Source organism: Lactobacillus sp. VURO6/B1 (VP7) (assembly GCF_058139575.1).
The window spans coordinates 64661-79054 of sequence record NZ_JBVOWJ010000012.1; the positions used below are offsets into that span (position 1 = coordinate 64661).

The window sequence follows — 14394 nt, forward strand, 5'->3', positions numbered from 1 at the left end:
CAAAAAACTTAAAAATAAAAACTAGATTTGTCAGTTTATGTTATATTAGTTGTCGGTGACTTAATTTATTAAGGATGTGGAGAATTTATTTTATGAAAAAATATATCAGAAAAGCAGCAGCTGTCATTGCCGTAGCAAGTATGGCCTTATCAACAGCGGCTTGTTCCAATGGTGGTAAAACCGTTGCTTCTTATAAAGGCGGTAAGATTACTCAGCAAGAATACTATGACGAAATGAAAAAGTCTCAGTCTGGTAAAACCGCCCTGGCAAACATGATTATCAATCGTGTTTTAGAGCAACAATATGGCAACAAGGTTTCAAAAAAGCAAGTTGATAAACAATACAATAACTACAAGAAGCAATATGGTAGTCAATTTGATGCCGTTTTGCAACAAAATGGTATGACTGCTTCAAGTTTCAAGCAAAACTTGAAAACAAACTTGCTTACTGAAGCTGCTTTAAAGGACATCAAGAAGATTTCAAAGAGTCAAGAAGATAAAGTTTGGAAAGATTATCAGCCAAAGGTTAAAGTGCAACATATTTTAGTTTCTAAAAAATCTAAAGCTGAAGAAATTACTAATGAATTAAAGAATGGTAAAAGCTTTAAGAGTTTAGTGAAAAAGTATTCTTTAGATCCAGGAACTAAGAAAAATGAGGGAAAACTGCCAGCTTTTGATTCTACCGATTCTAGTTTGGACCCTGCGTTTAAGAAGGCTGCTTTTAAATTAAAGACGGGCGAAACAACAAAGAGCCCAGTTAAATCTCAATCCGGTTATCATGTAATCAGAATGATTAAGCACCCTGCTAAAGGATCTTTTGCTTCACACAAAAAAGAGATTGATGACCAGATCTATCAGTCAATGTCACAAGACCAACAAACTATGCATGATGTTCTAGCCAAAGTTATTAAAAAGGCTGGAGTTGACATAAAAGATAAAGATCTAAAAGATGTCTTAGCTTCTTATGTCTCTACGTCTACTGATAAAAAATAATTATATTAAAAGAGTTCAAGCATGCTTGAACTCTTTTTTTACTCTAATTTATGAGACTTTCCTAATGATTCATCTGTTTTGGGTCTATAAAATTTACGGCCACCTTGACTCATTATATTATCCGTAAAGTTACCAGGACGAGTGTGCTGTAAAGCATTGGTGATAGCATAAACAGATGCATCCAAATCATCAATGCGGTGCAATAACTCGGCTTCAAGCAAAGCAGGTAGCTTAGGTGAGCCATACTCAAATTTACCATGATGAGATAAAACCATATGCCGTAGCAGCAACAAGTCTTCAGATTCCAAATCAATTTTAAGTTGTTGAGCCGCGAGCATGATTTGTTCATCAATTAAAACTAAATGTCCAATCAGATTACCTTCAGTTGTATATTGAGTCGCAGCCGGACCGGTTAATTCGAGTACCTTACCCATATCATGGAGAATACAGCCAGCATATAACAAAGAACGGTTAATTTGTGAATAATTATCAGCCAAACCTTTTGCATCACGCAGCATGGATACAGTATGGTAGGCCAGTCCACCACGCACTGCATGGTGGTTACTTTTTCCAGCAGGAAATTCAAAAAAACGCTTATCCCATTTTTTTAATAAGAATCGTACGATCCTGTTCCAAGTAGGATTCAGTATTTCAAAAACATACTGGTTTATTTCTTCTTTCATATCAGCTATTTTTTCGGGAGCTGACTTGATAAATTGCCTAAGATCATACCCTTCTTCTGGGCCCACAACACGTAAGCTATAAATCTTTATTTGTGGCTGGCCCTGATATTCTTCTCGCTTGCCGTCAAGCTCTACAATTGTTCCTGCATTAAAAGTTGCAGCATCTTGATCATTAGCATCCCAGAAGTTGCCACGAATCTCACCAGAAGAGTCACTAAATGACATTGCTAGATAAAGTTTGCCTTTTTTTGTATGTCGCAATTGAGAATTCTTAATTAGCACAACCAACTCTAGTTCTTCGCCATCATTATAATCCAGCAAACGTTTATACATTTTTAGTTCCTCTCTTAAAAGTTAGCGGTTGTATTCGCAATTTATCAACAAGACTTGTTTGCGCAGTAAAAATTAATACCTGATTGTTTCTAGCAATTGCTTGAAGCAGCTTTTCAATTTCATCAACTCTGTGATCATCAAAATTAACAAAAGAGTCGTCTATTAAAATAGGTAAATTTATTTCATCTCGTATTTGTTGAACAAAAGCCAGTTTTAACGCAAAGTATAATTGTTCAGAAGTTCCTCGTGAAAGGTACTGCACTTCTATTTTCTTACCATCAAAACGAGTAACCGTTATTTTTTTACCAATTTCAATATTATTATACCGGTTATCCGTTAATAGTCGCAAATATTCTTTAGCAGTAACCAGCATTTTGGGAAATCGTTCATTCGAAGCTAGATCAAGAGCACGACTGAGCCATTTTGCGGTAAAAAGATCAGCCAAATATTCAACACTCAAGTTTTTCAATTTTGCCTTTAAGTTGGCCAGTTTTTGCTTTTCCTCGAAAACAGCCGTTGAGTTTGCCAAGTTTTCCATCTTGACTTTTATTTCAGCTGCTTTTCCCTGTAGGTGATTAATATTTTCATGAACTGCAGATATTTTTGACCTTAAATTTGCAAGTTCAGTTTGATTTTCCGTTTTATTTTTGACATAACTTTTTAACTCACTCAAATCATTTTGCAAATTTGTCTTAAGAGCATCGATCTGATTTTGTATTTCATCTTGTTTTAGCTTTTGTTTTTGTATTTGTTCATACTCACTTAAACTAGTAACTTGAGCCTTTGCCAGAATCATTTTAAGCTTAGTTTCATTTTCAGTTAGTTCATCTTTATTTTCAGCCAAACTGTTTTCTAAGCTAGTATGCTTTTCCCGGCGTAATTTCTCTAAATTTATTTTCTCAGTTAGTTGGTCTAGTGCATTCAATACATCTTCAAAAGTACTTACAGTTTGCTTCAGTTCATCACCTAATTGGACTGCTATCGGTGTGACTAATCCTATTAACTCATTTTTTCGTTGATTATTCCTTTTTAAGTTTTGAATTAATACTTGATATTGTCTCCATTCATTAATTAAATTATTTATATCTAAATTGATTGGATTAATACCATACCGTTTTTCAAAAGACTGTCTTTGTTGCCTTATCTTTTCATTTTGCTCTGTTGCAGTTTCTACTGCATTTTGCGTTTGCTTTTGCTGGTAAGAACCAAATACTACTAGAGCCAATCCCATACCAACAGCTAAAAAACCAAAAGCTCGTGCAATAAACAATAAAATTAAACCGACTACAAAAATAACGCCACCAAATAAAAGATACTGCTTAGAATTACTATTCTTACTCTGCCCAATCTTCAATTCCTTTTGGGGTAGTTTTTGATAGTCTTCCTGCAGTTTAATAATTTCTTCTTGCTCCATTCCCACAATCTTATTCAGATTGGGATCGAGTGCAATAAGTTGATTTTGCTCATCTTTAATTTGTTCATCTTTTTGCAAGCAGTTACTATATTCTGATTGCCATTGCAATACTTCCGGCTTTTTTTGAATAAGCTTTGAAACTGCTGTATTTTCTTCCGGATCATCAGAATATTCATTTAACTTTGCTGTGATTTTTTGTTGTTTTTTATGCAAAGATTCAGCCTGCATTGTTAAAGTTTGTGCAGACTGAAACTGCTCTGAATCAAAGTTGATTGTTTTAACTTGATTTTGTAAATCTTGTAATTTTTCGTAGCTGGGAACAAGTTTTTGAATCTTTTCTAACTTGTCATACTCTTTTTGTAATTCAAGTTCTTTTTGCTCTTCTTGATGTTGCAAAACTTTTTGTTTTTTAAAATTGTCATTAAGTTCTTGGTAAACAGAAAATTCATTTTCAGAGTTACTAACTTTACTTTCTTCAGCTTTAACTTCCAGCAGCAATTGGTTAATAAGCGGCTTTCTACCAGTCTTTTTGAACAAGGCGTCAGCACTTTTAGCAAAATCATCACGTAAAGTTATCAGACTGTCGCTATTAGCCGCACCCAAATAATAGATACGTTCCATTAAGTCTTTCTGCTTAATCTGATCAACTTTTGCCAGCATATCCTGATTAAAAATAAAACTATCAGTATAAAATTTACCATCAATATTTTTAATTTGATCAAAAAAAACACTTTCCGGTACTACTTGATTATCACATTTAACAGTCAAAGTACCAGCTTTTGACCCTTTACCCTTTGCATAAAGTCTTTCCAGTTGATAATGCTGACCATTTTCATTTTCAAAAAATAAAGACCCGCCCATTGGACTTACTTGTGCCAAAGGAGTGTAGTCCTCAAAAAACTCTGAACTTTGGTTAGCAAGGTGAAAGCCAAATAAAATCTGTTTAATAAAGGCAACGATGGTACTCTTTCCTGCTTCATTAGCTCCGTAAAAAACATCAATGTTTGAATTTGATAAATCAAAAGTAAAGTTTGAAAATTGACCAAAATTAACTATTTGAAGTTTAATTAATTTCACCATTAACTCCTTTCAATTTACTATTCAACTTGACTTCCGCGAGTTGCTTTACTTCCTGAGCAAATTCAGGGTCTTGGGCCAAACTATCAGTATAATCAGTTTTTAAAGCCCAGCTTTTACTGATTTGAGCAAATTGATCAGGACTAAAAACTTCTTTTTCAGCCTGTTTAAAGTATTTTTGATCATTAAAGGCGATCTCTAAATTGCTCCCATTAATAAAACGGATATCTACTAATTGTGAGTCGTGAGTCAGTTTTCTGGAAATCATTTGCCAAAAATCACTGTCTTGAACCAACTCTTTTTCTTTTTCATTCAAAAAATCAGCACCCTTAATTTGCAGACAAAAATAAGTAGTTGATATTGCGGACAAACAATTAATAACCATATTTTCCAGTTCTGTTTTTGTCATTGGCTTTGTTAGTTCAATTTCTTTTTTACTCCATGTAATAGAACTAGTCTGCACAAAATGAATCTTGGTTTGTTTTGTTTGCTCATCAATAGTTCCTAAATAACAACCTTTGGGACCGGTTTCATTAATGTGGCGTCCTTGGATATTTCCCGGGTATACGATTAATGGGGTCTCAGACAAGACCTGTCTTAAATGAATATGACCCAATGCAAAATAATTGTAATTGAGATTTTGTAATTCACTCAAACTAAAAGGCGCATAAACATTTTGTGCACTTGCACCTGCTCTTTCCTGTGCGTGCATAATGCCAAAGGTATAACGATTGCTTTTAGCAGGAAACTGCGCTGCAATGTCTTCATTAATATGATTTGCCAAATATGAAAAGCCTGTCACGTCATACTCAAAACCGTTTTTTGTTTTATAAGAGACAGTTTCTACTTTTTCACCATTACCCAATAATTTGAAATAAGGACTTTCAGCGACCAATAAGTCTTCCTTTGACATATGATCATGATTACCAAAAATCATAATTACCTGAATCTGCGCATTGACTAGACGCTCAATTTCATGGGCGAAAAAAATTTGTGCACTGGGAGTTGGCTTGAAACTATCAAAAGTATCCCCAGCAATTAATACTAAATCTACCTTTTCTTTCAGAGCCAGATCTACAATTTTAGTTAAAGAATGCATTGGAGCTTTTTGAATCTGCTTAAAACTCTCAGATGGTAAAAAAGATAGCCCCAAAAATGGACTATCTAAATGTGCGTCAGCAAAATGGATAAATTTCATTATTATTTATTCCTAAGACCATCATAAAGGTCATTAATTGGTTTAGTAATTGCTTTTTGAACGTCGTCAATTGTTTTATACATACTTTGTTCAGCCTGCAAGAGCTTTAATATTTGTGCATCTTTTTGCACTTTTTCATTTAATTTTTTATAATCCTCTTCTAGATCCTTAGGAAAATCTCTTCCTTCAGACTGTGAATTAATAATTTTTGTTTGCATCTCATCCATCTGTTTGAACAAAGCTGCACTTTCTTCATTATTTTTAACTGCAGCAACAGCATCACTTAAAGCCTTAAATTCGTCAAGTTTTTGCAGATCAGTTGCTACTTGATTTGCTGAGTCATAAATATTTATCATCTTTTTCCTCCTAATTAATGACCGAAAAGTCCTTTAATGTCATTATACCATTCATTTATTTTTTCTCCTGCTGAACCTATGCCTTTTTCGATTTTATCTCCGAAACCTTTTGTCCAATCCGAACCTGCACCGTTATTTTGAATAATTTGCTTTGGCGCTTGTTCTTTAAATTGATTTTGAGCTGTATATGGCAAAATACTTTCCATTTCAGCTTTATATAACCTGGTAATACCAGTTTCCGAAACGCCATGCATGAAGTGCTGCTGATTAGTACGGTCAAAGCCAACCCAAGTTGCTACCACAACGTCAGGTGTATAACCAACGATCCACTGATCTTTAGTACCAAAGCCATAAGAGTTTGGTACTTCAGTTGACCCAGTTTTTCCTGCAACCCGATAACCGGCTGGTTGAGCCGATGTTCCAGTTCCGCCTGCAAAAACTCCCAATAGCATAGTAGTCATTTCTTTAGCGGTATTTTCCGAGACAATCCGATGCGTGCCTGTATCATGATTTTCAGCAATCACATTCCCGCTAGCATCAGTAATCTTAGTGATGAAATAAGAATTATTAGGTAAATTTCCCTTATTGGCAAAAGCTGAATATGCTCGAGCCATTTGGATTGGTGAAACACCTGTTGATAGTCCACCTAGAGCTAAAGCAAGATTTTGATCTTCTTTTGGCACCTTGATACCAAAATTATTGGCTGATTGAACGCCCTTAGATACCCCAATTCGATCTAATAGCCAAACCGCGGGAACATTCTTACTCTGTGCTAAGGCAGAGTACATAGGGATTTTATCAGAATAACCATTGTCAACGTTATGCGGTTGATAACCATTTTTACCAAAACGCTGCAGTTTGTTAGAAAGCTGAGAATCATAGTGATAGCCCTGTTGAAGCGCTGGAGCATAAGAAACTATTGGTTTTATTGAAGAGCCTGGTTGTCTCTTCATTTGTGTCGCACGGTTATAACCACGAAATACATGTTTGCCGCGACCACCTACTACAGCTCGAACTGCACCCGTTGCAGGATCCATTACCACTGTTGCACCTTGAGGCTTCGTGCCATCAGTCGCATTTTGCGGGAACAGATACCCTTGATCAAATTTTTGTTGCAACTGACTTTGATAATTTTGATTAAGAGTTGTGTATATTTTCAAGCCCTTATTCATTACATCTTCTTCTTTTAACCCATAGCGATTAATTGCCTCGTCAACCACTGCGTCAAAGAAATAAGGGTAACGATAGCCATCTTGATTATGATAGGTATCTCGTAGCGTTAACCCAATTTTTTGTTCACTTTTTGCTTTTGAAATTGAGAGTTTATGATTATCAACCATAAGGTTGAGAATTAAATTACGCCGAGATAAAGCATAGGACATATGGTCAATTGGGTTATATTTACTAGGATTGCGTAATATGCCAGCTAAAGTTGCTCCCTCTCCAATCGTCAACTGACTGGCATTTTTACCAAAATATTTTTGACTGGCATCTTCAACACCCCATACACCATTGCCAAAATAAGCTTTATTAAGGTACATAGTCAATATGTCTTTTTTAGAATAGACATGATTTATCTCGACAGCAAAGAAAAGTTCCTCAACTTTACGAGAGAAGGTTTGCTTTTGCGTCAATAAAGCATTTTTAGCCAATTGTTGCGTGATAGTTGAACCACCACCAGATATTTGACCACGATTAAGAACCAAACCTAAAGCAGCTCTGCCCATGCCTTTGATACTAAAGCCCGGGTTCTTCCAGAAAGTACGATCTTCTGTTGATATAACTGCATTTTTTACATTAGGGGAAATTTTATTATAGCCAACATACGTGCCCTTTTGTGAGTATAGTGAACCAGATTTTTGGCTTCTATAATCGTAAATACCGGTTGTAGCTGATAATGATGCTTTTAAATTTGATATATTTGAAGTCTTAACTTTAACGGTATAATAAGTACAAACCAATAACATCACGGTAAGCAAAATCAAAATGATCCAGCGACCGATGAAAAAACGGTTATCAAAACGGTGCCATAGGCCACCTATCCCGTTTTTCTTTGGTTCATTGTTTTCCATTTTATCTGCTCCTTTAGAAACAACTAAAATTGTATCATATTAAAGGAAATTACCTTTATTTTCAAAAAGATTTAACAAATATTTATGAGCTATTATTTTACCTTTAACTTCCCTGAAAATCTCAATCCGTGTACTGTCAATGATTTATTACGTCAATTACTCATTCCGAGAAAATGGCGTCATTTTTTGCGAGTTGAACAAAAAGTACTGATTAATGGTAGTTATTATCATTTTAATCAAAAAGTAAGCCCGAATGATAAAGTTGAACTCTGGCTCGATCACGTTGAAACTAAGCAACATATTTATCCAGCAAGTGGTAAAATTCCGGAGGTTATTTACGAAGATGAGAATCTCTTAATTATAAATAAACCTGCGGGACAAAAGACGCACCCAAATTTAAAGGAAGCTAATACAGCCCTGAATGATTGTGCCACCTATTTAGGATTTTCCCCTTTTATTGTACATCGGCTAGACATGTTAACTAGTGGTCTGCTACTGGTAGCCAAAAACCCGGCAGTTGTTCCTATTTTGAATCGGGAATTAACAGCCAAGATTTTTCACCGTGAGTATTTAGCTGTGATTAATGTTAATGAACCGATAGCTAACAGAGCAACAATCGATTTGCCAATTGGCCATGACCCACTTGATCAGCGCAAACGCAAGATAATAAGTAACGGTCAAAAGTCAATCACACATTATCAGATTTTAAAGCATTTAGACAATAATACTGCTTTAGTTAAATTAGAACTGGAAACAGGAAGAACGCACCAAATTCGGGTTCATTTGGCTGCGATTGACTGCCCAATTGTAGGAGATCCACTGTATAACCCCGACTTTAAAAATGAACAATTTTTGCACCTAACTGCTTACCAAATATCACTACAAAAGCCTTTTTCATTAGACAAACTAAAAGTAAAATTATCGCATAAAGATATTCCTCTACTGCAAAATTAAAAAGACCGTTTGTCAAATGACCAACGATCTTCTTTATTTAATTAAAAATTCTATAATGGAGTACTTGAAGATTCAAATCAAGTAATTTTGCTAACAAATAATAAAACTGTTAACCTATTTATCCGACAATTTTTAATAAATTCTAATTAAACAAAACCTATTTACTAAGTTTTCTGATAATTTAATCACCTACGAAAGTACCAGCTTCTACTTCACGAATAAAATCTGCTACATGCTTATAATAAACATCAGGATTATCGACCATGTGATGATGTCCTGCATTCGGTGTAGTAACTAAGCGTGAATTAGGAATTTCTCGTTGCATAATCTTTGCAGTCTCTAAAGGCATAGTATCTTCTTCACCAAAAGTCAAAAGAGTCGGCATTTTTATTTGCTTTAAGTACTTTCTAAAATGCCAATCTTTTAATTTACCTGTTACTACAAATTCATTATCACCTTGAAAGGCATGGTAAACAGGCAAACCACCAATACGCTTAATATGATATAGCTTGCATGGCTGTCGCCGATCAAGAAAGTTAATATTTAATATTTGAATATCCTCTTGGTAGCGTTTATTGTCATAGTCATTGTTTTCTTCACATTCACGCATAAAGTCAATTTCTGATTGCGGGAAAATTTCTTGTCTACGACGGTTAATTGACTCAATATAGTCATCAGTATCATCAACCATGGAAGAAATAATAGTCCCTTTTAGGTGTTGACCATATTTCACTGCATATTCTTGTGCAAGCAGGCCACCCCAACTTTGTCCAATCAAGTAGCAATTATCAAGACCAAGTTTGGCACGAACTTCATCCACTTCATCAAGGAAGTATTCATAAGTTAAGTATTTGGCTGCAATTTCAGGATCATCATAATCCGGTTGATCTGAATAAAGCGAGCCTAATTGATCATACATAGTAACTTGAACATGTAGTCCCTGCTTTGCTAATTGGTCAGCAGCATCTTCCCAATATTCATGATTTCCTCCTGGACCTCCATGAAGTGCCAATAAATGAATATCGCCTTCACCTTGGGTACTTGTCCACAAATGATAGCCATTATCTAAAGTTATAATTTTTGTTCCAGTTCTCATTAAAATTTACAGCTTCTTTCTATTTAGTAAAACCTACTTCATTCCACAAAGGATGATTATTGTTTTGTTTTGACGGCTTAAGCGAATAGCCGGAAATCTTGTCATTAACTGCAAAGATCTGATAGGAATTATCAACTGGAATAATATAAGCTTCGTCATTCATATATCTTTGCCATTCATGAAATTTTTTAACCCGATAGTCATGATTAAAAGCCTTTTGAGAATTTATTTCATCTAAAAGCTTATTATTTTTTTCAGTTACAAATCTTGTCATGTTAAAAGGTGCTGATTCACTATAATATGGATGTGGAGAAGGTTCAGTAGGTGTTGACCAACCAGCCAGATACATGTCGACGCCTTTATTATCATGTTGTAATTTATCATAGAAAGAATTGTGTTCAATTAAACGGCCCGTGGACAATTGTACATTAAGTCCAACTTTATGCCATTGTTGCAAGTAGTTTTGAACTATTGGCTCCTGAGTAGTATCTCCACTCATAGCTGCAAAATGAATTACCAAAGGTTTGCCATTCGGCTGAACGCGCCACTTTCCTTTTTTCTTGTAACCCGCTTTATCCAGAATTTGATTTGCCTTTTTTAAGTCGTAATTATATCCTTTCTCAGTTTTATCAAAGTAGTCACCAAACTTTTCGGGAACCAAAGTTTTTACCCTAAATGTTAAACCATATGTATAACGCTTATTAACCGCATCAACATTCATGGCATAACCTATTGCCTGCCTTAAAGCCTTATTATTCATCTTGGCTTTAGGATTCATGACATTCTTGCTCTTTTCAGCATCCCATTTTCCTACTTTAAAGCCTAAATAATGATAAGCAATTGGGATTTGGGCAATGAAGTTCACGTTTTTGGTATTTTTAACTTGTGGCCACTGGGTATTAATTACAGGAATAATATCAAATTTATGACTTTTAATTGCTTGAGAAGCAGAATTAGGAGATACCACTGAAATAACAACTTTATCTAATTTTGGTTTCCCTCTCCAGTAATATTTGTTCGGTACCCAGGTTGCAGATTGCCCTCTAACTAGTTTTTCAATCTTAAACGGTCCGAAAAATAAGGGATTCTTCCTGATCCTATCTGAAGACTTTAATTTAGCAAAAGGAATATCTTTTAAATAATGATAAGGTTCAACTGCTTCCCAAAGCGAACGACTTCCTGCATTTGACATACTTGGATTTAAAGCTGAGCAGTGTAAAACAATTTTACGGCCATTTTCCCCGTCAGGCATTTCAATACCAGAAATAGTTTTTGCTTTACCTTCGTGATATTCTTTTAAGCCCTTTAAGACTTCAAACTGGCTGCTATATCGCGGACAAGCTGTATCTTTGTTAGCTAAAATCTCATACGCATATTCAAAATCTTTAGCTACTACCTGTTTACCATCAGACCATTTGACGCCCTTTTTAATATTGATTGTGATTGTCTTTTTCTTAGGGTCTAATTTACGTGTAGCCGGGCCTTTGTCAGTGACACCATATTGATCATCACTATCGAATAAAGTCTCTTGACCGGGAGCTGCAACCATTGAGTCTACATCTTCAGAGGAAAGTTCTTGTGAAAAAATACCTGAAAAAGGTGTATCTGTAACAACTGCAACTTTCACAGTTCCACCATCTTTAACATTCTTTTTAGGAGCTTCAACAGGAAATTTTTTCACTGTCTTAGTGTCATCACTATTGTTAGCACTTTTATTACAAGCTGCCAGTGTAAGAGCGACTAGAGTCAAAATACCAGCAGAAGCAAGCTTACTTCTTTTTTTCATAAAAATCACTCATTTCATTATGTTTTACTCATATTATTAATAAATTTGTCATTTATGTCAAATTGTATCATCATATATTTTAAAGGAGCATTTAAAAAGATTTTTATTTAGTGTAAAATAGCAAATGCTTCTGTATAATTTTAGTATGGAAAAATAATTATAGAAAGAGTTAGAAAGTGAATATGAACAAGCAAAAAATTGCCGATTTAGCTCAAAAAGCTATTGATACTTTTAATTTACCTAGTTTAGGAATTGGTGTTTATCACAAAGCAGAAAGCTTTAGTCATGTATATGGTCAAGCTGAACAAAATAATCTTTATCCTTTAGCATCAATTTCCAAAACGTTTTTTGCTACGGCTGTTTGTCAATTAGCTGATGCAGGTAAAATAGATTTAGATGATCCTTTGAAAAAGTACTGGCCTGAGCTTAAGCTTGAAGATAAGTATGCCGAAGACCATTTAACATGGAGGGATGCACTTAGTCATCAAAGTGGCTTACCTGCTCATGATCTGATGCGCTTCACAAATATGAATAAGCATGACCTTTCTTTAAAAGAAAAAGCTGAACACGTGGGTTATTTAAAGCCTAACCATGAACTGCGTTATAAAATGCAATACAGCAACCTAGTTTTTGCATTAGCCACTTATGCTTTTGAACAAGCAATTGGTGCAGATTATGGTGCTTATGAACGGCAGCACTTGCTAGAACCACTTGATTTAAAAAATACTTATATTAACCACCATGAAGCACCAAGAGAAAATATAGTCAAACCATATATTAGAGATAATGGAATTACGAAAGAGGTTCCTTTTATTGCACCAGGTAAGGTTGGGGGGGCCAGCAGTATGCTCGCAAGTATTTCGGATTTGCTAACTTGGGCCGAATATCAACTAAAATTGCAAAAAGAAAATAACGGTAATGCCATGGCTGAACACTTTTTGCCTCAATCTATCATGCCTCCAAGTCGCGCCTACGGTGGCGCTAATTTTGGTGCTTATGGTTTAGGCATGATGATGGAAGATTACCGCGGACACAAATACTTCTACCATAGTGGTTCATACATTGGCTACTGCTCTTTCATGGGCTTTGTACCAGATCTTGATCTAGCTTTTGTTTCAACCACAAACATGGATTCAACAGATGCAATTTTTGCTTTAGCCTACCAGACCATTGATGAAGCTATGGGCATTTCAGAAACTGATTGGACAAGCAAAATAAAACAGATTGTTGATCAAAAAGCAGCAACACGAGAAGCTAATATTGCTGAACTAAAAGGAAATTCACCCCAAAATGTTGTGGCTAAGGATAACCTTTTAGGTGACTACCAAAACCCCGGTTATGGCCTAATTACATTAAATGAGAAAGATGGTAATTTAACAGTTACAATTGGCAAGTGGGATTATCCTGTTATTGTTAATGAAAAAGGTAAAATGTATGTGGAAGAAAGACTGTATCAGCATGAGCTTTTACCAATTGAAATTCATCAAAATCAAGTTTTGCTTTGGACAGAGCGCGCACTTAAAGAACCAACTACTTTCACAAAGTTATAATTAAAAAACTTAGCTTTTATGATTAAAGCTAAGCTCAAAATAGTACTTATAAACCAGCTTTAATTAAGCTGGTTTTTTATTTGATATGTGAATTAATCCATGGGACGACTTTACTAATAACTTCATTAAGTTTGGTAAAATCACCAGTTTCAACATTGTAAGTATGATTTGCATTTTCAACAGTGAATGAATCCACATTATCCATGTGACAGTTTTTAATAAAATTGAGACTGATATTCGGATCCAAAGTAGGATCGCTGGTACAAACTTCAACTAAAATAGGATTTTTAAAGTTTTTAATGTTATCATTCAAAGTTGTCTTCAACTCATCAAAGAATCTGCGGTAAACCAGTTCAACACCGCCGCTACCGGTATGAACAATGCAGTAACCTAAATTATCCATTTGAAATTTATCATATGCCATTTCAAGAGGCTCTGATGTATTGATAGCACCATTTAGAGAAACTATGATTTTTGCAGGTAATGTCGAACAAGTAAATGCTAAACGACCACCAAGGCTATGACCTAAAAGTCCAACGCTATTTTCTTCAACATAAGGTAAAGACTGCAAATATTTAAAACTTGCTTTAACCTCATCAGTCATCACTTTCATGCCATAATTTTCTCTTGAATAAAGGTTCTCTCCCATGCTGCACAAGTCAATTCTTGCTGCAACAATTCCGGCTTCAACAATTCTTTTGCTAATTCTGGCCAGCATATGATTATCATTATTTCTGGAAGACATGAAACCATGAATCATCAATACAGCGGGAAATTTACTATTTTCATCCGGAATATCAATTTGCATTGGCACCTCATGATCGATGCAATTCAAAAACCTTAACTCTTCACGCACTGCAATTATCTCCTTAAATATAACTTT

Annotated in this window: 11 protein-coding genes; 3 read left to right on the forward strand and 8 right to left on the reverse strand. The window is 35.0% G+C overall.

Annotated elements, in window-relative coordinates:
- Positions 1-92 precede the first annotated feature (92 nt).
- Positions 93-992 carry a peptidylprolyl isomerase PrsA gene (locus ACZ2M0_RS07900; RefSeq protein ID WP_490059077.1) on the forward strand — a complete coding sequence of 300 codons (900 nt, stop codon included), beginning with the start codon at positions 93-95 and terminating at the stop codon, positions 990-992.
- Between the two features lie 38 nt (positions 993-1030).
- Here ACZ2M0_RS07900 and ACZ2M0_RS07905 read toward each other — a convergent pair whose 3' ends face one another.
- The 5 genes from ACZ2M0_RS07905 to ACZ2M0_RS07925 are packed head-to-tail and all read right to left on the reverse strand — an operon-like array spanning position 1031 to position 8125.
- The gene (locus tag ACZ2M0_RS07905; protein ID WP_490059078.1) at positions 1031-2008 is read right to left on the reverse strand and encodes a 3'-5' exoribonuclease YhaM family protein; all 978 of its coding nucleotides are present in this window, start codon (positions 2006-2008) and stop codon (positions 1031-1033) included.
- Positions 2001-4499 carry an ATP-binding protein gene (locus ACZ2M0_RS07910; protein WP_490059079.1) on the reverse strand — a complete coding sequence of 833 codons (2499 nt, stop codon included), beginning with the start codon at positions 4497-4499 and terminating at the stop codon, positions 2001-2003. Before ACZ2M0_RS07910 ends, ACZ2M0_RS07905 begins: the two co-directional genes overlap by 8 nt.
- Complete coding sequence (locus tag ACZ2M0_RS07915; protein ID WP_490059080.1) at positions 4486-5697, reverse strand: metallophosphoesterase family protein; 1212 nt, start codon at positions 5695-5697, stop codon at positions 4486-4488. The genes ACZ2M0_RS07910 and ACZ2M0_RS07915 overlap by 14 nt, the downstream gene beginning before the upstream one ends.
- Positions 5698-5699: 2 nt before the next feature.
- Positions 5700-6053 carry a YlbF family regulator gene (locus tag ACZ2M0_RS07920; RefSeq protein ID WP_490059081.1) on the reverse strand — a complete coding sequence of 118 codons (354 nt, stop codon included), beginning with the start codon at positions 6051-6053 and terminating at the stop codon, positions 5700-5702.
- Positions 6054-6067: 14 nt separating this feature from the next.
- Positions 6068-8125 carry a PBP1A family penicillin-binding protein gene (locus ACZ2M0_RS07925; protein ID WP_490059082.1) on the reverse strand — a complete coding sequence of 686 codons (2058 nt, stop codon included), beginning with the start codon at positions 8123-8125 and terminating at the stop codon, positions 6068-6070.
- 84 nt (positions 8126-8209) lie between these two features.
- Between ACZ2M0_RS07925 and ACZ2M0_RS07930 the strand changes: the two genes are divergently transcribed.
- Entirely contained in the window at positions 8210-9079 is an 870-nt protein-coding gene (locus ACZ2M0_RS07930) for an RluA family pseudouridine synthase (RefSeq protein WP_490059083.1), read from the forward strand.
- Between the two features lie 181 nt (positions 9080-9260).
- Here ACZ2M0_RS07930 and ACZ2M0_RS07935 read toward each other — a convergent pair whose 3' ends face one another.
- Entirely contained in the window at positions 9261-10175 is a 915-nt protein-coding gene (locus ACZ2M0_RS07935) for a proline-specific peptidase family protein (RefSeq protein ID WP_198212181.1), read from the reverse strand.
- Between the two features lie 19 nt (positions 10176-10194).
- Positions 10195-11961 (reverse strand): oligopeptide ABC transporter substrate-binding protein, encoded by a 1767-nt coding sequence (locus tag ACZ2M0_RS07940; protein WP_490059084.1) that lies wholly within the window; start codon positions 11959-11961, stop codon positions 10195-10197.
- A 182-nt stretch (positions 11962-12143) separates the two neighbouring features.
- Here ACZ2M0_RS07940 and ACZ2M0_RS07945 point away from each other — a divergent pair, with 182 nt between their 5' ends.
- Positions 12144-13511 carry a serine hydrolase domain-containing protein gene (locus ACZ2M0_RS07945; protein WP_490059085.1) on the forward strand — a complete coding sequence of 456 codons (1368 nt, stop codon included), beginning with the start codon at positions 12144-12146 and terminating at the stop codon, positions 13509-13511.
- Positions 13512-13587: 76 nt separating this feature from the next.
- Here ACZ2M0_RS07945 and ACZ2M0_RS07950 read toward each other — a convergent pair whose 3' ends face one another.
- Positions 13588-14319, reverse strand: coding sequence for an alpha/beta hydrolase family protein (locus tag ACZ2M0_RS07950; RefSeq protein ID WP_490059086.1), 732 nt, complete (start codon positions 14317-14319; stop codon positions 13588-13590).
- Positions 14320-14394 lie beyond the last annotated feature (75 nt).

Bases quoted from the DNA above. Each gene is read 5' to 3' on its own strand.
- ACZ2M0_RS07905 (WP_490059078.1), bottom strand. From the start codon at position 2,008: ATGTATAAACGTTTGCTGGATTATAATGATGGCGAAGAACTAGAGTTG.
- ACZ2M0_RS07945 (WP_490059085.1), top strand. From the start codon at position 12,144: ATGAACAAGCAAAAAATTGCCGATTTAGCTCAAAAAGCTATTGATACT.
- ACZ2M0_RS07940 (WP_490059084.1), bottom strand. From the start codon at position 11,961: ATGAAAAAAAGAAGTAAGCTTGCTTCTGCTGGTATTTTGACTCTAGTC.
- ACZ2M0_RS07920 (WP_490059081.1), bottom strand. From the start codon at position 6,053: ATGATAAATATTTATGACTCAGCAAATCAAGTAGCAACTGATCTGCAA.
- ACZ2M0_RS07930 (WP_490059083.1), top strand. From the start codon at position 8,210: ATGAGCTATTATTTTACCTTTAACTTCCCTGAAAATCTCAATCCGTGT.
- ACZ2M0_RS07900 (WP_490059077.1), top strand. From the start codon at position 93: ATGAAAAAATATATCAGAAAAGCAGCAGCTGTCATTGCCGTAGCAAGT.
- ACZ2M0_RS07915 (WP_490059080.1), bottom strand. From the start codon at position 5,697: ATGAAATTTATCCATTTTGCTGACGCACATTTAGATAGTCCATTTTTG.
- ACZ2M0_RS07935 (WP_198212181.1), bottom strand. From the start codon at position 10,175: ATGAGAACTGGAACAAAAATTATAACTTTAGATAATGGCTATCATTTG.
- ACZ2M0_RS07950 (WP_490059086.1), bottom strand. From the start codon at position 14,319: ATGCAAATTGATATTCCGGATGAAAATAGTAAATTTCCCGCTGTATTG.
- ACZ2M0_RS07925 (WP_490059082.1), bottom strand. From the start codon at position 8,125: ATGGAAAACAATGAACCAAAGAAAAACGGGATAGGTGGCCTATGGCAC.